The following is an 18,702-nucleotide window of genomic DNA, read 5'->3' as shown; positions in this document are numbered from 1 at the left end:
GTGGCACAACTAGCCATAATTTTGAATGGAATTTATTTGATCAAATACTATATAGCGATCATTTTCCTGTGTATTTAATTATAAAGAAAAAGTAAATTATATAACAGTTACCTAAAATCGTATAAAATTACAGGCACGCTATTTCCATAACTTTGTTTTTTAAAAACTAATGTTATGAATGACTTGATTAAATATGAAGTAGGTAGTACTGCAATCCAAAATTTATTTATGGTTAGTAATGATATTGAATTAGCATTTCAGTATTTAAAATCACAAACTAAAGATGAAGACTTAAAAACTTGGATTGACGATAAACTAAATTACACTGTAGCATTTAAAGTCAAATCATTAAACATTTTAAAAACCTTAAGTATTAGGCCAAAACAGCGCAAAAACTGGGTTATTAAGATTAAATTATTGTGGTTTGGATTAAAACGTCAGTTATATAAAAATCAGAGTCAACTAATTTTAAAAGAGTGCATGACACTTAATAACTACTTTTTAAACGAAGTTAATAAAGAAATTAAATCTGGTATTTTATCTAAGCCTTCATACCAATTATTAAATACACTTAAGGATAATTTACTACAAACTAAACAAGCCTTTTACTTCTCGCAATTAAAGATTAGCTAGGTCTTTAATTTTTTGTTTTACAAAAATAGCAGCACTTGTATAACCTCCTTCTGTACCGTCTACAAAATGGATATGTTTTTCTTTTCTATCTTGAATATAACATGACATAATAGACGCATGTGTTGTATGCAATCCGTAAATTATTTTTTTATTAGACTCTAAATCATCCAAAAGGATTTGTAATCTATTAATTTGTTTTTCAGTTCCAGAAATAACAGTGTTAATGGATCCATCCAACATAATAGTGTCAGATAATTGACTAACTTTATATACATACGCTTTACCTGCTTTAAAAAACTTAAAATAATATTTTCCAAAAATGGTAATTAGCCAATTATTTATTAAGTAATTGTTTTGATGTTTACCTAACTTAACGCGCATCTCTTTTCTAATTTTATCAAGAGAGGTATTTAATTTAAGTTTTAAAGCTGAAATTGGATTTCGATTGTCTAAGTCACCAAAAATGTAGTTAATCTCATTCATTATTGTACCAAAAATTTCAGCTTGCTTATTTTCATCATCGCAATTTACCAATAAGCATATCACTTTTTTAGAGGATTCATCTGGTAGGATTTCGTCCCAACGACATTCCATACCTTCTAAATTAAGCTTTATATTTTGGTCCTTTATATTAGGTATTACTTCAAAACTATTTTTAATAAAACGCTCTGCATACTTAATTCCGTTACCTAAAATTACTGGTGTTGTTAGGTATTTATTGTGTCTTAATTTAGTTATTCTTAAAGTTATATTGTTATTGTACACTTGTTCTACTTTAATAAAACCAACACGTAAATTAAGTTTTAATGTTTTAGCAATATGTGTACTGTAGTTATTTAGTGCACTTATGATTGGTTTAACAAGAGTATCAGGCATAATAAATGTAGAACCATCACCTCCAAAAAAATAAGGTATTTCAATAGATTTATCAATAGACTTTAATGTATTTAAAACCGTAATAATACTACCTGTAGCACACAAATTTACATTATTATGAAACCCTTTTGCAACTGCATCTGTACTATTTTGGATGTCTGTAATTACAATTGTCCAATTTTTAGGAACACTAGAAAATAGGCTTTCATCTTTTAAAAGTTCGGTTAATGGCAACCTATTCTTATAAATATTTTTATAAAAATCTAAATCGTTTTTCATAATAACAAAGAGCAAACAAGACTATACTCAGGCTTCAAAGGTAATACTTCTACAGTTTTTAAAAACTAGAAGAAAATAAAATAATATAACATCATTCCAAAATTATGTAACATGACACACAAGCTGCTACATTAATTTTGCAACATACTATTTAACAATACAAACACATCTTGAAAGCTATGACTTTGGTTGGTTATTAATTTAGTTAGTAAAGATGTGTTTATATTTAAAACCAATACTATGAAACCTAATAAAATATTACTTCTAATTACCTTAATTTGTGTGACGCCTTTAATAATAATGTCTACAAATAATGATGTACAAATTGTAAGTAAACTAAAACCTATTAGCGACAATAGTATTAATAGTCAAAATACTGCTTATAATAACAGTACAGATTTAAAAATTGGTGATAGCTACTTTGACATTAAAGTCAAAGTGCCACATTTTAAAATAAATAACAAAACCAAAAATGTAAGTATAAATAGCCCTTCAAACATTTATATTTTGGACCAAACAGCACACAAAGATTTAACAAAATACACAATTGCTAATACAGTAAAAATTATTGATATTATTACTAAAAAGTAATCTTAATTAATTAGTTAATACTTAAGTATTATCTTTATTTTGCAACTAAAGATTAATTATGACATTATTTTTTAAATTTGATTTTAATGCCATTTGCCAAACCGTTTTAGAACAAGTACTTAATAACAATAATATTAAGTACAAAAATGTAGGTTTTGGAGAAATTGAAGTACTAGAAAAAATCACTCCTGAAAAACAACAAGATTTACAAAATGAACTAGATACATTTAACATTGAAATTGTTGAAAATCAAAAAAGCATTTTAGTTCAAAAAATTAAAGACACTATTACAGATATGGTTTTTAATGAAGATACAGTTGTAAACGTAAAAAGCTCTGTATATTTATCTGAAGCTTTAGGACACAGTTATGGATATTTATCTAATTTATTTTCTGAAGTCACTTATACTTCCATAGAAAACTTTATCATTATTCAAAAAATAGAATACGCTAAACAACTAGTTATCAAACAAGATTTAAGTTTAACAGAAATAGCTTTTAAACTTAACTACTCTAGCGTAGCACACTTAAGCACGCAGTTTAAAAATACCACAGGTATAACACCAACAGCTTTTCAGCGTATTATTGCAAAACGAAGAGATTTAAACCAACAAAATAATTAATAGTATGCAAGAAGACTATATTAATATAATATTAGCAGATGATGATGAGGATGACAGAATGTTTTTTACTGATGCTTTTGAGGATTTAAAAATGACTACAAAAGTACAAACCTTTAATGATGGTGTGTACTTAATGGATTACCTTAACAGCACTGAAGCAACGCTACCAAATGTGTTATTTTTAGATTTAAACATGCCAAGAAAATCTGGTTTAGAATGTCTTCAAGAAATCAAGCAAGATCCTAAGTTTAAAGATATAGCAATTGCAATATACTCAACCTCAGCGTCAGAAGAAGATATTGAAAACACCTTTGTACAAGGTGCTAACATCTACATAAAAAAACCAAGTAGCTTTAAAAAATTAAAAAAAGTATTGTCTGAAGTAGTCACTATCAACTGGCAATATCACACTAATAACATGAATAAAGATAACTTTTTGCTACGTCTTTAACCTATGATAAAAACACTATCAAATAATATCTCTTTTTTAAGAGCTATGTTGTACATAAGTGCACTAGTAATATTAGTTGTAGGTGCGCTAACTTACAGAAGTGTTACTGAGGTTACAAAATCATCAGAGATGATCACTCACACTTACAAAGTCAATGTAGAACTAGAACAGATTTTATCTTACCTAAAAGATGCCGAAACCGGACAACGTGGTTATATCATAACTAACGACTCTGTGTTTTTAGAGCCATACCTTTCTGCAAGAAACCGCATTAATAATAGTTTTGCAGAACTTAAGGTATTAACAAAAAATACACCTCAATTAAAATCTAAATTAATTGATGTTAATACATTAATTAATAAACGACTTATAGCTTTTAAAACATCCTACAGATCTTTACCAAAAAAGGACATTGAAGACCCTAACTTTAAATCTAATTTTAGGAATGGTAAAACTTTAATGGATAGTATTAGAGACCAAATTAAAGGTGTTATAAAATTACAAAACAACTTACTTAATAAACGTAGTGATGAGTACAGAAGCGACCTTATGGCAACACCATTACTATTGTTTTCATTATTACTTTGTTCGTTAATATTAATATATTTAGCTTATAATAGCATTTACAAAAACATTAAACGTCTTAAAATTGCTAACGAAGAACTAGAAATTTTTAAAGAATCGACTAATCAATCAGAAATAGTAAGTAAACATGGTAGTTGGACTTGGGATCAAAATAATGACGTATTTACATTTTCTGACAACTTATATAGATTATTAGGTGAACAACCACAATCTTTTGAGCCTACCATCCAAAATTTTATGCAATATGTACATCCAGAAGATGTAGAACAGTTAAGTCAACAGGTAGAAAACATGAAAAAAAATGTCGAACTTCCCTATATATATTATCGTGTAGTACATAAAAACGGAAATATCAAACACCTTAAAGCCTACGGTAAATCTATAATAAATGATGAAGAAGAAACCGTTTTACTTGGTACAACAGCAGATATTACAGACGAAATTATAAGTTTTAGAGCATTAGAAGAACGTAACCTTGAGTTAGAAAGAAACAATCAAGAATTGTCATCCTTTAACTATGTTGCTAGTCATGATTTACAAGAACCATTAAGAAAAATTCAAACTTTTTTATCTAGACTTGAAGATGAAGAAGCTGAAAAATTATCAGATCGTGGCACAAGATACATTGACCGTATACAAAATGCAGCTACTAGAATGCGATTATTAATTGATGATTTACTTCAATTTTCAAGGTCCAATAAAGCAGACAAGGTATTTGAAGAGTCTAATATAAACTTACTATTAGAAGCAGCAAAACAAGATTTAGCTGAAGTTATTTCAGCCGAAGATGCAGTTATTACTTCAGACGCATTTCCTTCCATGACAGTAATACCATTTCAAATACAGCAGTTATTTGTCAACCTTCTTGGTAATGCAATAAAATATAAATCAGAAAAAAGATCTCCTGTAATTAATATTACACATCAAGTAATAGAAGCAGATAATGATCCTCAAATTACAAAACCAACCAAACCTTTTTATCATAAAATAACTTTTACAGATAATGGAATTGGATTTGATAACGAGTACGCAGATCAAATATTTGTTTTATTTAGCAGGTTACATAACAAGGACGAGTATTCAGGAACAGGTATTGGATTATCTATATGTAAAAAAATAATAGAAAATCATAAAGGACATATAATTGCTAAAGGCAAACCTAGTATAGGTGCAACCTTTATAATTTACTTACCAATAGATTAAATAAATACAAATACACTTCTAAAACCTTACTATCGTAAGGTTTTTTTTATACAAAAAACTTTCCTTAAGTAGAAATCATATAACTAAACAAAAAAATGATGTAACACAAAACCTGTAGTTATGTCGCAACTTTGCATTGTATTTAAATAGAAACTAAAACAAGTATGAAAATTCTATAAACAATACAAAAAATGATGTAACACAAAAATTTAATAACGGTTGCATCTTTGTAACATGAAATTATTTACAATGAAATATTTAAAAACTAGAAGATTTACAATTTTAATCTTGTTAGTAATTACAACAATAAGTTTAAGTTTTAATTCTTGTGACGAATTAATTAAAAATAAGGATAAAGAAAAGCAAGAGCAAGAACAAAAAAATAAATCAATAACAAATAATAAAAACGAAGCTAAGCTTTTATTAATGCTATCTAAAGATAATCATGAAGTTATTAAACTTAGTAAAACCTTACAACAAATAATTACAAAAGATAGTATTGCAGACTTAGTTAAAACCATTGAAAAGACTCACATTAACATTGCAAAAGAATTTAGCGAAGTTGCAAGTGATAAACTAATTTCAATACCAAATTATACTGAGGTTACAATGCAACAAACCATTGATCATGATAATTTGAATTACAAAATACAAACATTAAAAAAGCTTAGAGCTAAAATTGATAATCAATTGTATTTGCTAGAAAAACTGTCAAAAACAACTAATAGCAAAGACTTTCAAAACATTTTGTCAGAAACAGACTCTAAAATCAATAAAAGCTTGAATAAAGCTGATAACATATTAAATAACCTGAATACTAACAGTTAAAAAAAAACATATTATGAAAACTATATTCACCTTACTATTTGCAACAACTATAACATTATCAAGTGCAGCAGAACTTGACATCATAGACAGTCAACTTTTTGACAGCAACCCAACAGAGGTTATTGACAACAAAGTGAAACAACAAGTTTACCAATGGACAGTAAAAACAACATCAGGAGTATTTACTGGTACAGCAGATAATTTATCTGAAGCTAACCAACAAATAGCAATGGTAACTAAATCGTCTCAAATTATTGAGAAAAAGATTTCAAACATAAACTTAAGTAACGCCAAAGGAAGAGAGCGTATTTATACTTGGGGAGTTGTTACAGATCGTGGTTATGCTACAGGAGTATCAAAAACATTAAACCAAGCAAAACAAATGGTAAAACTTATGGGTAATATAGAAGTACCAAAATCTAAGATTATCGAATCATTTAAAACAACCAAATAATTATTAACCAATAAAAAACAAAACACCATGAGAGGACTACTTTATATTATAGCAGTAATACTTGTAATAGGTTGGGCATTAGGATTTTTTGTCTACAGCGCAAGTGGATTAATACACATATTATTAGTCATTGCAGTAATTGCAATATTATTAAGATTAATTGGAGGAAAAGGCGTCTAATTATTTAGACTCATAACATCAACAAAAACAAAATAAACAAAATAAACAAACTAAAACCCAACATGAAAAGATTAATATTATCAATTGTAGCTATTACCATTACAGCATTTAGCGTAAATGCACAAGACATTTCAAAAAATGCACTAGGATTAAGATTAGGTGATAATGATGGACTTGGAGCCGAAATATCTTACCAAAGACATCTTAACGATAACAATAGACTAGAGTTTGATCTAGGCTGGAGAGACTCAAATAATTTTGACGTAGTTAAAATCGTGGGACTTTACCAATGGGTTATGCCAATTGACAATAATTTTAACTGGTACGTTGGTGCTGGAGCAGGATTTGGATCTTATGATGCCAATGAAGTTGACGGAACATTTGCTTTACTTGCAGGTGATATTGGTATCGAATATAATTTTGATATCCCTTTGCAACTGTCTCTAGATTTTAGACCAGAAATTGGATTTGATGACGATTACAGTGACGATGTCGATTTTGACATTGCATTAGGTATACGTTACAGATTCTAAAAAAAACAATTACAAACCACTAAAAAACACACTATGAAAACGACACAATCAAACCAAGAAGTAGTAAGTTCATTACAAGATTTATTACAAAAAAATTACGATGCAGAAGCAGGTTATAAACAAGTTATGACCAAAACAGATAACGAACCATTAAAAAACTGGTTACAACAAAAAGCATTACAACGTAACACTTTTGCTACAGAACTAGATTATCAAATTAGAAAACATAACGCAGAGCCTAAAGCATCTGGAACAATCAAAGGAGATTTACACAGAGGTTGGATTAATATTAAATCTACATTATCTGCAGATACAGATGAAGCTTTAATGGAAGAATGCATTAGAGGTGAAAAAGCTAGTATTAAAGAATATGAAGACCAATTAAAAAATTTTAATACTGATACAGAAATTCAGACTATCGTACAATCACAATTAACCACTGTAAAATCAGCTCTAAACACTGTTAAAAGACTAGAAGACATTATAGGCTAATCTAAAACTTAATAAAAATTACTATGAAAAAGATAATATTTACAGTTTTAGCCTTAACCGTTTTAACCACTACTTTTATTGCTTGTAGAGAAGATAACAACAAAAAAGAAGTTATACAAGACATGAAAGATGATGGTGCAAAAATACAAGTTAAAGACGATAAAGTAAAGTTGGAAACCGAAACTAAAAAAGTTAAAATTACCGACGACGAAATTAAAATTAAAGACAAATCTTAAAACCAAAAAACCATGAGAAAAATAGCATATACAGGTATTATTATGTTCTGTTTAGCAATTACGTTAACAGGATGTAGAGAAGAAACCACAGGAGAAAAAGTAGAAGACGCTGTAGAGAGCGCTGCAGATGATGTTGAAGATGCGGTTGATTAATTACAATTTTTTTACACAAAAAAGGCTCGCAATTATTTGCGAGCCTTTTTCTTTTTATAAAGTACTGTCTACTTTCCAAGCATTAACAACTCATTGCAAACCACTTCGGTTGTATAACGCTTCATACCATCTTTATCTTCCCAAGTTCTAGTCGTAAGCTTTCCTTCTACAGCAATTTCCTTTCCTTTTAAAACATACTTTTCAATAATATCAGCAGTTTTTCCCCAAGCTACAACTTGATGCCATTGTGTATCTGTAATTTTTTCGCCTTTAGAGTTTTTATAACTTTCGTTTGTAGCTAATGTAAATCGTGCTAATTTTTTACCAGATTCTAGATTAATAATTTCTGGATCTTGTCCTAGATTTCCAATTAATTGTACTTTGTTTCTTAACGTATTCATAAGATAAGTTTTTTATATTATTGAATGTCATTAGTTCTATTCAACACTGCAAAGATGATTTATTAACCAACTTTTAGTCGGTTGTTACGCATTTAATGTCGATTGTAAACGTTTGTTGTCGTTTGTAAACGGAAATAGTGTATCTTTAAAACTTAAACCAGCGTGTTATGAAACAATTACTTACACTATTAGCATTAGTTATTTATTTAACAAGCTTTGCACAGAGTAATACTATAAAATTTGATGAGACTATATCTTCACCTAAAGCCAATTTATCACAAGTTTCTTGGATCCAAGGTCACTGGAAAGGTGAAGCTTTTGGCGGAATTACAGAAGAAATCTGGAGTCCACCACTTGGTGACTCTATGATGTTTAGTTTTAAATTAGTTAGTAATGGAAAAGTTGTTTTTTATGAACTTGGTGGAATAAGAGAAGTAGATAACACATTAATTTTTCAGTTAAAACATTTTGGTAATGATTTTAAGGGTTGGGAAGAAAAGGACGAAACTGTTGATGCTAAATTGGTCAAAATTGAAGATAACAGAGTGTATTTTGATCAGTTTACTTTTGAAAAAATAAGTGATTCTGAAATCAATATTTATGTAGTTGTAGAGGATAACGGAAATACTGAAGAGATTAAATTTAACTACAAAAAGTAAACATGAATATTAATATTGAAACTGAAAGATTACTGCTTCGCGAACTTAGAAGTAGTGATTTAGAAGGTATGTTTGAGTTAGATTCTAACCCAAATGTCCACAAATATTTAGGTAATAAACCTATTAAAACAAAAGCAGAATCTAAAATAATTTTAGATAGTGTTTTACAACAATATCAAAATCGGGGTATTGGAAGATTTGCTGTTATAGAAAAAGCTTCTGGAGACTTTGTAGGTTGGTCTGGCATACGATTAAATACAGAATATAACATGAATGGTTTTACCAGGTATTATGACATTGGCTACAGATTAATTGAGCGCTTTTGGAACAAAGGTTATGCTACAGAGTCTGGAAAAGCTAGTCTAGATTATGCTTTTAACACTATGAAATTATCTGAAATTTTTGCAACTACTGAAGTTAACAATCAAGCGTCACATAACGCGCTTTTAAAAATAGGTTTAAATTATATTGAAGACTTTTATTTTAAACAAGAACAATTAAACTTACGTTGGTACGCCTTAAAAAACCCTAATTTATGAATAAAACTTGTCCTGAATGTGGAGACAAAATAGTTGGTCGAATAGATAAAAAGTTTTGTAGTGATGGTTGTCGCAACAGCTTTAACAATAAAGTTAATAAAGACGGAAAAAACTTAATTAGAAATATTAATAACCGCTTACGTAAAAATTGGCGAATTTTAGAAAGTCTAAATCCTGAACAAAAAACCAAAACAACTAAGACTAAATTAGAGTCCAAAGGTTTTGATTTTAATTATTTTACAAGCATTTACACTACAAAAGCTGGTACAATATATTACTTTGTTTACGACCAAGGATATTTACCTTTGGATAACGATTTTTATGCACTTGTAAAACGACAATAATATTATGAAATATTTTTATTTACTACTAATAGGCTTAAGTTTGGGTTGTACAAAAAACACCAAGTCTAGTGGCAAAGCTTCGGTAAAAAAAGATACCATTGCAATCCAAGTGGCTCCTATTCCGCTTGACGGAAAAAAAGCGAATTATTTATACACTTTTGCATACAATTGTGTGGATCAAGAGTATCCTAACAAACTTAATCAGGTACTTGGTGATGGTAGTTATTTAAAAACACCTCAAGCGTTACATCCTGCTTTTTATGGTTGCTTTGATTGGCACAGCTCTGTACATGGTCATTGGACTTTGGTAAATATTTTAAAATCGTTTCCAGAGTTTAAGCATCGCGAGGACGTTTTAAAAAAACTTAAAACAAGTATTACCGAGTCTAATATTTTAAAAGAAATTGAATATTTTGATGATCAGTACAACAAAACTTTTGAACGTACTTACGGTTGGGCTTGGTTACTTAAATTATCTGAAAGTCTTAAAGATTGGAATACTACTGAAGGTACTACTCTAGCCAAAAATCTAGAACCATTAACACAACTTATTGAAGAAAAATGCATTGAATTTTTTAATAAATTAAATTACCCTATTCGTGTTGGTGAACATCCAAATACTGCTTTTGGGATGAGTTTTGTGTTGGATTATGCTAAAAAATATAGCCCTAAATTGAAGCAAGTTATAATTAAACAGGCTAAATTATTTTACTTAAAAGATAAGGGTTGCCCTATTACTTGGGAACCTGGTGGTTTTGACTTTTTATCACCTTGTTTACAAGAAGCTTCTTTAATGGCTAAGGTGCTACCAAAAACAGACTATATTACATGGTTAGACCAATTTTTGCCTGGTTTTAGGGATCAACCATCAAACTATATAAGTACTGTTGAAGTTGTTGATAAAACAGATGGGAAAATGGCACATTTGGATGGTTTAAATTTTAGTCGCGCTTGGTGTTTAAACCAAATAGGGCAAACATTAAATAACAAAAAAATGTTGACATTGGCTAATACTCATTTTAATGCAAGTTATTCTAAAATGGATTCTGGTGAGTATGCTGGAGCCCATTGGTTAGCTTCTTTTGCCTTATATGCTTTACAAACAGGACAGCAAAACATGTAACGTATTTTAAAGTTGTTAGACTTATATTTTAACACCCTTAAATTAATTTAGTTTTATGAAACCACCTATGATTATAATTGTAATACTTTGTATTGTCATAACTATTGGCATTTTAATCTACTTTTTTAATCCTAAAGCTATTATTTTAAGACGATTAAAAGCATTGCCATTTAGCAAAATAGGAAGTTTACAAAACAACAAATTTGCTAAAATTGAAGGTACAGCTTTAAATATTGATGCGCCTTTAATTGCACCACTAAGCAAACGTAAGTGTGTATTTTATAAAATTACTATCCAGAAAAAAGTAAACAATGGAAAAAATTCACATTGGAAAACGGTTGTTAATGAGATTAAAATTCAAGATTTTTTTATCGAGCAATCAAGTGAACGTCTAATTGTTTTTCCTACTAGCTATAAAGATTACTTAGTAATAGATAACAAAGCTAATAGTGGTACTTTTAATGATCCTTCACCTAAATTTAGATCCCTTTTAGAATCTTACAATATTAAAACAGAAGGCATTTTTGGTATGAATAAATCACTGCGTTATACAGAAGCTATTGTAGAGGTTGGTGAACGTATAACGGTTGCTGGACTAGTTAAGTGGAGTAAACTTGAAAACCCTGTTGCTGGTTACAACTATAGCAGTATTGCGTCGTTGACATCTAAAGACAAAAACAAAATTATAATTACAGATAGTCCAGATGCATTAAGACCTAAACATGGACGTGTTTAATATTATTTCCAGTTATGACCTTTTAATTGCATAGCTGCTTTAAGGATATCTTTTTGACTGATTTGCCCCACTAATTTTCCGTCTTTAACTATTGGAAATCGTCTACGTTTAGAGTCTAAAAACTTTTTGGCTGCATCAAATACATCAAGATTACCATCAATAGTTTCAACATTTTTAACCATGTGTTTTTCTACACTATTATTATCTGATGGCATATTATAATATCTACTTTCGCTAATTTGCTTAATACAATCGCCTTCGGATATAATACCTATCAACTCATAATTATCATTAACAACTGGTCCACCTGAAATTTTATGTTTAATTAAAGTATCAATAACCTCTTCTACACTTTGCGTGGTTTTAAAGGTAATTAAATCTTTAGTCATATAATCACTGACTTTTAAAGATTGATTATTTACCACTTGTTGTTGTCCTTTTCTTGATCCTTCAAAACTTTTAATTCCCATAGTTGTTTGTTTTATCCATTTTAAAGTTACTGATTTTTAATTAGTTATCCTAAAAAAACTAATAACATCAGTATTAACAAGATACTTATCTTTAATTAAAATTATCATGTTTTGATAAATAACAACTCTCTTTAAACCACAAATAAATGTGTAAATATTATTTTAAAATCATGATTTTAAAAACGTTTTTGAAACTAGAAAAACTACTGTTTCAGTAAATAATTAATTATTAATGTTTTAAGATTTTACACCAAAATATTTTTATAATTTTGATTCAATTAAAATTATAAAAATGAAAAACATATTTTACATACTTGTTTTAAGTATTAGCTTTAATGCAATAGCACAAAATAACGATGCTTTGTCTTCTCACTACGAAGCCTATTATAAACAAATGAAAGCGCAAGGTGACGTTCAAGGGATTATTAATGCATTGACACATTTAAATGTTTTAAAGCCATCTGAAGCAAGAAAAGATACCTTAGCTTATATTTATCTTAATGATGGAAAGTTTACACAAGCACTTAATACTATTGGTATAGAACAAAAAACTAACGACTCTGATATTGCCTTAGAGGTAAAAGCTGTTGCATTAAAAACTATTGGTAACCTAAAAGCTGCGCTTCCATTTTATGTTGCACTTCATGATAAATACCAAAATGCTCAAGTGGCTTACGAAATAGCTGAAATAAACTTAAATCTAATAAATCTTACAGAAGCAAAAAAATATGTTGATTTAGGATTAAAAACAGTTAATGATAATCAAGGAAAAACTTTTTATGAAACACAACAACCTTACAAAGTACCTTTAAAAGCAGCTTTATATTATGTAGAAGCTTTAATTAAATTTAACGAAAACAAAGAAACTAATAAAGCTGCTGCAGTTTTAATTTTAGATAAAGCGTTAGCTATAGAACCTCAATTTAACATGGCTTTAATAGCTAAAAATGCATTGTCGCAACCTGTAGAATCTAACGAAACTAAAAATTAAACATTAGCTTAAAGTATAAAAAAAGCCTTCCAAATTTGGAAGGCTTTTTTTATTTAAAACTTCATAATTATTTGACTATTATAAATTCACTACGTCTGTTTAATTGGTGTTCTGACTCACTACACTTTACACCATCACTACATCTGTTTCGTAATTGTGTTTCTCCATAGCCTTCACCTGTTAATCTTGACCTATTAATACCTCCTACATTTACTAAATAGTCTATTGTTGCTTTTGCACGTCTGTTTGACAAATCTATATTGTAAGCACTAGTATTACGACTATCTGTATGTGAACGTACATCTATGTTAACTTTTGAATACACATTCATAAAGTCTATTACTTTTCTTAACTCAACCTCTGCATCTTTTCGGATAAATGACTTATCTAAATCAAAGTAAATAATATTTATTCCTAATAAAGGAGCAATATCTGTTCCTAATGGAGCTGGTATATCTTCGGATGGACGCATTTGTAATGTTCTCTCTACTTTACCTGTTCTACTTGGAGTATTAAATACCTTCTCTGCAGGTAAATAACTTGCTTTAGTTGATCGTATTGAATAAATTTGACTACAATCCAAATCAAACTCAAAACTACCATCTGGTCCTGATAATTTTTCTTCAATAACTTTATTTTCTTCATCTAATAAATATACAGTTGCTTCTGCTATTGGTAGCTCATTGTTTTTTTCTAACACTACGCCTGTTATGGCTTGTTGACAACGACTTATTAATGGTTTGTACATCTTAAAACTATAGATATCATCATCTCCAACTCCACCTTCTCTATTTGAAGCAAAATAACCTAAACCTGTTTTACTGTCCATTATAAATGTAAAATCATCTTCGGTTCCATTTATTGGACGTCCTAAATTAAATACGTCTCCTAATGTTTCATCTTCATTAAATTCTGATACAAAAACATCTAATCCGCCTAGTCCTACATGTCCATCTGAAGAGAAGTATAATTTATTATCCTCACTTACAAAAGGGAAAGTTTCTCTTCCTTCTGTATTTATAATATCACCTAAACTTTCTATTGGTCCAAATACACTGTCTTTTATAGCTACTTTGTATAAATCTGACAATCCTTTTGTTCCTGGCATGTCACTTGCAAAATACAAGGTCTTCTCATCAGGGCTAAGTGCTGGATGTGCTACTGAGTATTGATCACTATTAAACGGTAACTCAACTACATCCCATTCTGTGCTACCTCTGTCTATTCGTGTTGCTCTGTATAACTTTAATCGGTTTGTGCCTTGATCATCCTGCTTATAATCTTCATTTGTATAATTATTTCTAGTAAAATACATGGTTAATGCATCTTTTGTGAAGATAGCGGTAGACTCGTGATAAATTGAATTAATTTTACTACTAAACTTTGAACTAGTGGGCTTTAAAACCTCTGTACTATTTAGTTTATAAAGCTCCAAAAATGGTTGTTCATTCCAATCGTGAACACGTTTTGTTGCTCCGCGTTCTTCTCTGTTTGATGAGTAAATTAAACTTCCTTGGTAATAAGAAGGTGCAAAGTCTGACAATGCAGAGTTAAATGGCACATTAATTATCTCAAACCTACCAGATTGCATCTCTATTTCCTCTAAATAATTTCTTTCGTTTATAAACAAATTAGCTCGATAGTCTTCTCCTTTACTTGCATAAAACATTTCCATTACTTCATCTGAAGCTAAATAACGCTTATCACTCTTTAACGATAATGCATAGCGATACATGTATTCCGGCTGAATGCTATCTGCTGAGTAAAATAACTGACCATACCACTTTGAAGCATTTTTATAGTCGGCATTAAAATAATAAGAATCTCCTAATTTTTTTAATAACTCATCGGATTTGTAACCATTATTAGCTGCTTTTAAATAAGAGTCTCTAGCTTCTATAAATGCAAGATTTTCAAATTCTTTATTACCTTCTTTTTCTGCCTTTTTCTCTTGGGCTAATAAAACATTTATTGAAAGAAAAAATAAGCTAATACCTATTGTAATTATTTTTTTCATGTTAATTATTTTTTTGAATTAGAAGAATCTTGGAGAGATCATACGGTTATTTCTTTTAAATAATTCGAATCTTAAAAACACCTCATAAGAACCATCATTATACTGTTTTAATTCTGTTGTCTCACGATCATAAGCAACTCCCAACATTATCTGATCAGAAACCTGAAATCCTGCCATAGCACTTAATGCTGCACTCCAACGGTAGGCAGCACCTAATGTTAACTTCTCTTTTATTAAAAAATTAGCTGACAAATCCACTTGTAATGGTGCTCCATCTACAAACTTAACTAATGTTGATGGCTTAAACTTTAAGTCTGAATTTAAATCATAAGTGCGTCCTGCCATAATGTAAAAATTAACTCGCTCTGTAGCTGTAGCAAAAGAATTGTTATTTGCTGCATTCTCATCAAAATGTTCTGTCTCTAATATATTTGGTGCACTCAAGCCTAAATAAAACTTGTCTGTATAATAGTAAACGCCTAAACCAAATTGTGGCGAAAACTTATTATCTATATTTATCTCTGACTCTGAATCACCAGGATTGAAAGCTCCTGTGTTTAGTTTATTTGTATCAATATTTAAAAAGTGACCTCCACCTTTTACTCCTAGAGCTAATTTAGAATCATCTCCTAAATTTAAGGTATAACTAAATGATAAATCGATATAAGTCTCGCTAGTTATAAAAATCTCGTCTTGTGTTATATTAAGTCCTAATCCTACCTTTTCACCTACTGGCGAATGCAATGAGGCTGTAAACGTATCTGGTGCACCATCTAATCCAACCCATTGTGTTCTGTACAAACCAATAAAACTTAATACATCTCTTGATCCTGCATATGCAGGGTTTACACTTAAAGTGTTATACATGTATTGCGTGTATTGAGCATCTTGTTGACCATAACTTTGGTTAGAATAAAATCCTAATCCTAGTAAGCCTAAAATAATTATGAAATAGTTTTTCATTTGTGTATGAATTTTAATCAGTAACTCTAAAGGGTTACTGATATTAGATAATTTATTTTCTGTTAATGTATAATGGTCCAGCTTTCTCTATAGACTCTCCTGAATTATTTACATAGATCAACACGTAATAATATGTTCCTACAGGAAGTTTTTCGTCTTTTTTAACAGTAACTCGTCCTTCAGAAGTTCCTCTAAATAATCTTCCTTCAGATCCATAACCGTCTACATCATATACCTTAACTCCCCAACGGTTATAAATCTTTAATGTATTTGTTGGAAATTGTTCTATACCACTAATTACAAACACATCGTTAAGTCCATCTCCATTTGGTGTCATAATATCAAAAACATTAATACCATTTGGATTTGAAGGTTCTCCATTATTACACTCTGCATAATCTGGTATTCCATTATCATTACTATCTTCTAATTCATCTCCGTTTACAAACCCATCACCTTCGCCATCACAATCACAATCTGCATTTAACCAATTATCTGTGACAATAGAAATATCTTGACTATTATAATCATAATCACATGCATTTGCTGGATCTGTACCATCTTCAATTTCTTGACCGTTATTTACTCCATCTCCATCACAATCAATATCTTCCCATTCTTCTGTGTAATCTGAAGTTTGACTGCTAACATTAAAATCGCAGATATCAAACGGATTAGTACCGTCTAAAATCTCATCTCCATTTGTAACACCATCTCCATCACAATCGGAATCATTAAATATTGAACTTGTTGTCACTATTTGACTGGATACAATTAAACTACATGGATCTAATGGGTTTGTCCCATCTATAACTTCATCTAAATTAATCACTCCGTCGCCATCACAGTCTAGATTATCCCATTCTGTAGATGGTGTTTCTGTTTGGTTTTCTAATACAAAATCACAAGCATCATTAGGATTAGTTCCATTATCTATTTCATCTCCATTTATAACCCCATCTCCATCACAATCTAAATCATCAAAATTCATTGTAATTATGGCAATATTTTGACTATCTGGATCAAAATCACAGGGATCCAATGGATCTGTTCCGTCTAATATTTCTTGATTGTTTATAACTCCATCACCATCACAATCAAGCATATTCCAAGTTGTAGATGTCATAACTGTTTGGTTATCTAAAATAAAATCACATGGATCGTTTATATCAGTACCATCAAACAATTCATCTTCGTTAGTTACACCATCACCATCACAGTCTGCAACCAACCAATCTCCTGAAGTTGAACCTATTTGACTTGTTGGTTCAAAATCACATGGATCTAGTGGATTAGTTCCATCAATTATTTCTGTACCATTTATAACACCATCACCATCACAATCTGAATTATTCCATAAAGATGTCACAATGCTTAAATCTTGACTAGTGACTAAATATTCACATGAATCTTGAGGATTTGTACCGTCTAAAATCTCTTCTCCATTAGTTACACCATCACCATCACAATCCATAAGCAACCACATAGTACTTACATTATTAACATCTTGTATTGAAATCAAATAATCACAAGCATCATTAGGGTCTGTACCACTTAAAATTTCATCTCCATTAGTTACACCATCACCATCACAATCAGCGTCTAACCAAATACCATCTTGACTACCTGTTACATCTGCAATGTTAAAGTCGCACGGATCTGTTGGATCTGTTCCGTTTGCGATTTCATCTGCGTCTGTAACTCCGTCACCATCACAATCTACTGTACTTGTAACTGCTACAGTTACACTTGAAACATCATAATCACATGGATCGTTTGGATCCGTTCCGTCTGCTGTCGTTGGGTCTCCATCTGGTCCGTTTATCTCATCTACATCTGTAACACCATCTCCATCACAATCTACTGTGCTGGTGACTGGTACTGTAATGTCGCCTACATTATAATCACAGGCATCCGTTGGATCTGTTCCACTTGAAATCTCATCTGCATCTGTAACGCCATCGCCATCACAATCTACTGTGCTGGTGACTGCTACTGTGATATCTGCTACGTTATAATCACATGGATCCGTTGGATCTGTTCCACTTGAAATCTCATCTGCGTCTGTAACTCCGTCGCCATCACAATCTACTGTACTTGTAACTGCTACAGTGATGTCTGCTACGTTATAATCACAAGCATCGTTTGGATCTGTTCCGTTTGCGATTTCATCTGCGTCTATAACTCCGTCACCATCACAATCTACTGTACTTGTAACTGCTACAGTTACACTTGAAACATCATAATCACATGGATCGTTTGGATCCGTTCCGTCTGCTGTCGTTGGGTCTCCATCAGGTCCGTTTATCTCATCTGCATCTGTAACACCATCTCCATCACAAT

The 18,702-nt window shown here is 30.4% G+C and carries 24 protein-coding genes; 18 read left to right on the top strand and 6 right to left on the bottom strand.

Annotated elements, in window-relative coordinates; all coding sequences use genetic code 11:
- Positions 1–174 precede the first annotated feature (174 nt).
- A complete protein-coding gene (locus tag JAO71_RS12560; protein WP_203001122.1) occupies positions 175–633 on the top strand; it encodes a hypothetical protein in 459 nt (152 codons plus the stop codon).
- Here JAO71_RS12560 and JAO71_RS12555 read toward each other — a convergent pair.
- On the bottom strand, positions 619–1,788 hold the full coding sequence (locus tag JAO71_RS12555) for a DUF3095 domain-containing protein (protein ID WP_116823886.1): 1,170 nt from the start codon (positions 1,786–1,788) through the stop codon (positions 619–621). The genes JAO71_RS12560 and JAO71_RS12555 overlap by 15 nt on opposite strands.
- A gap of 240 nt (positions 1,789–2,028) precedes the next feature.
- Here JAO71_RS12555 and JAO71_RS12550 point away from each other — a divergent pair, with 240 nt between their 5' ends.
- From JAO71_RS12550 to JAO71_RS12500, 11 genes are all read left to right on the top strand, one after another.
- The gene (locus JAO71_RS12550) at positions 2,029–2,379 is read left to right on the top strand and encodes a hypothetical protein (RefSeq protein WP_148638429.1); all 351 of its coding nucleotides are present in this window, start codon (positions 2,029–2,031) and stop codon (positions 2,377–2,379) included.
- 58 nt (positions 2,380–2,437) lie between these two features.
- The gene (locus JAO71_RS12545) at positions 2,438–3,001 is read left to right on the top strand and encodes a helix-turn-helix domain-containing protein (RefSeq protein WP_028290271.1); all 564 of its coding nucleotides are present in this window, start codon (positions 2,438–2,440) and stop codon (positions 2,999–3,001) included.
- A 4-nt stretch (positions 3,002–3,005) separates the two neighbouring features.
- Positions 3,006–3,452 carry a response regulator gene (locus JAO71_RS12540; protein ID WP_116823885.1) on the top strand — a complete coding sequence of 149 codons (447 nt, stop codon included), beginning with the start codon at positions 3,006–3,008 and terminating at the stop codon, positions 3,450–3,452.
- 3 nt (positions 3,453–3,455) lie between these two features.
- Complete coding sequence (locus tag JAO71_RS12535) at positions 3,456–5,240, top strand: sensor histidine kinase (protein WP_203001120.1); 1,785 nt, start codon at positions 3,456–3,458, stop codon at positions 5,238–5,240.
- Positions 5,241–5,489: 249 nt separating this feature from the next.
- On the top strand, positions 5,490–6,068 hold the full coding sequence (locus tag JAO71_RS12530; protein WP_203001118.1) for a hypothetical protein: 579 nt from the start codon (positions 5,490–5,492) through the stop codon (positions 6,066–6,068).
- Between the two features lie 13 nt (positions 6,069–6,081).
- Positions 6,082–6,522, top strand: a complete 441-nt coding sequence (locus JAO71_RS12525; RefSeq protein ID WP_203001116.1) for a hypothetical protein — start codon at positions 6,082–6,084, stop codon at positions 6,520–6,522.
- Between the two features lie 27 nt (positions 6,523–6,549).
- A complete protein-coding gene (locus tag JAO71_RS12520) occupies positions 6,550–6,702 on the top strand; it encodes a lmo0937 family membrane protein (RefSeq protein WP_116823882.1) in 153 nt (50 codons plus the stop codon).
- A 62-nt stretch (positions 6,703–6,764) separates the two neighbouring features.
- Positions 6,765–7,235 carry an outer membrane beta-barrel protein gene (locus JAO71_RS12515; protein ID WP_028290276.1) on the top strand — a complete coding sequence of 157 codons (471 nt, stop codon included), beginning with the start codon at positions 6,765–6,767 and terminating at the stop codon, positions 7,233–7,235.
- 33 nt (positions 7,236–7,268) lie between these two features.
- Positions 7,269–7,727, top strand: a complete 459-nt coding sequence (locus JAO71_RS12510) for a ferritin-like domain-containing protein (RefSeq protein ID WP_028608157.1) — start codon at positions 7,269–7,271, stop codon at positions 7,725–7,727.
- Between the two features lie 23 nt (positions 7,728–7,750).
- On the top strand, positions 7,751–7,963 hold the full coding sequence (locus JAO71_RS12505) for a hypothetical protein (protein WP_054852181.1): 213 nt from the start codon (positions 7,751–7,753) through the stop codon (positions 7,961–7,963).
- Positions 7,964–7,975: 12 nt separating this feature from the next.
- Complete coding sequence (locus JAO71_RS12500) at positions 7,976–8,116, top strand: hypothetical protein (protein WP_162874891.1); 141 nt, start codon at positions 7,976–7,978, stop codon at positions 8,114–8,116.
- A gap of 68 nt (positions 8,117–8,184) precedes the next feature.
- Here JAO71_RS12500 and JAO71_RS12495 read toward each other — a convergent pair whose 3' ends face one another.
- Positions 8,185–8,517, bottom strand: coding sequence for a single-stranded DNA-binding protein (locus JAO71_RS12495; RefSeq protein ID WP_203001115.1), 333 nt, complete (start codon positions 8,515–8,517; stop codon positions 8,185–8,187).
- Positions 8,518–8,684: 167 nt separating this feature from the next.
- Between JAO71_RS12495 and JAO71_RS12490 the strand changes: the two genes are divergently transcribed.
- From JAO71_RS12490 to JAO71_RS12470, 5 genes are read left to right on the top strand one after another with little or no spacing between them, the layout of a single operon-like run.
- Complete coding sequence (locus JAO71_RS12490) at positions 8,685–9,176, top strand: DUF6265 family protein (RefSeq protein ID WP_203001113.1); 492 nt, start codon at positions 8,685–8,687, stop codon at positions 9,174–9,176.
- A gap of 2 nt (positions 9,177–9,178) precedes the next feature.
- Complete coding sequence (locus JAO71_RS12485) at positions 9,179–9,715, top strand: GNAT family N-acetyltransferase (RefSeq protein ID WP_203001111.1); 537 nt, start codon at positions 9,179–9,181, stop codon at positions 9,713–9,715.
- Positions 9,712–10,059 carry a hypothetical protein gene (locus JAO71_RS12480; protein WP_028608154.1) on the top strand — a complete coding sequence of 116 codons (348 nt, stop codon included), beginning with the start codon at positions 9,712–9,714 and terminating at the stop codon, positions 10,057–10,059. Before JAO71_RS12485 ends, JAO71_RS12480 begins: the two co-directional genes overlap by 4 nt.
- A 4-nt stretch (positions 10,060–10,063) precedes the next feature.
- Entirely contained in the window at positions 10,064–11,182 is a 1,119-nt protein-coding gene (locus JAO71_RS12475; protein WP_203001109.1) for a DUF2891 domain-containing protein, read from the top strand.
- A gap of 55 nt (positions 11,183–11,237) precedes the next feature.
- Positions 11,238–11,918 (top strand): hypothetical protein, encoded by a 681-nt coding sequence (locus JAO71_RS12470; RefSeq protein WP_203001107.1) that lies wholly within the window; start codon positions 11,238–11,240, stop codon positions 11,916–11,918.
- A 2-nt stretch (positions 11,919–11,920) separates the two neighbouring features.
- On the opposite strand, the gene JAO71_RS12465 is transcribed toward JAO71_RS12470, so the two are convergent.
- On the bottom strand, positions 11,921–12,388 hold the full coding sequence (locus JAO71_RS12465) for a CBS domain-containing protein (protein WP_028290285.1): 468 nt from the start codon (positions 12,386–12,388) through the stop codon (positions 11,921–11,923).
- Positions 12,389–12,680: 292 nt separating this feature from the next.
- Between JAO71_RS12465 and JAO71_RS12460 the strand changes: the two genes are divergently transcribed.
- Positions 12,681–13,379, top strand: coding sequence for a hypothetical protein (locus tag JAO71_RS12460; protein WP_116823876.1), 699 nt, complete (start codon positions 12,681–12,683; stop codon positions 13,377–13,379).
- A gap of 67 nt (positions 13,380–13,446) precedes the next feature.
- Here JAO71_RS12460 and JAO71_RS12455 read toward each other — a convergent pair whose 3' ends face one another.
- The 3 genes from JAO71_RS12455 to JAO71_RS12445 form a co-directional block, all read right to left on the bottom strand.
- Positions 13,447–15,396, bottom strand: coding sequence for an OmpA family protein (locus JAO71_RS12455; RefSeq protein WP_203001105.1), 1,950 nt, complete (start codon positions 15,394–15,396; stop codon positions 13,447–13,449).
- 18 nt (positions 15,397–15,414) lie between these two features.
- Positions 15,415–16,359 carry a PorP/SprF family type IX secretion system membrane protein gene (locus JAO71_RS12450; protein ID WP_116823874.1) on the bottom strand — a complete coding sequence of 315 codons (945 nt, stop codon included), beginning with the start codon at positions 16,357–16,359 and terminating at the stop codon, positions 15,415–15,417.
- Between the two features lie 52 nt (positions 16,360–16,411).
- A partial coding sequence (locus JAO71_RS12445) for a T9SS type B sorting domain-containing protein (protein WP_203001103.1) occupies positions 16,412–18,702 on the bottom strand: 2,291 nt, incomplete at its 5' end.

It is taken from the genome of Olleya sediminilitoris (assembly GCF_016785945.1).
Taxonomy (GTDB): Bacteria; Bacteroidota; Bacteroidia; order Flavobacteriales; family Flavobacteriaceae; genus Olleya; species Olleya sediminilitoris.
Note: the sequence above shows the minus strand (reverse complement) of the source record. Positions and strands in the feature narration are given on the sequence as shown.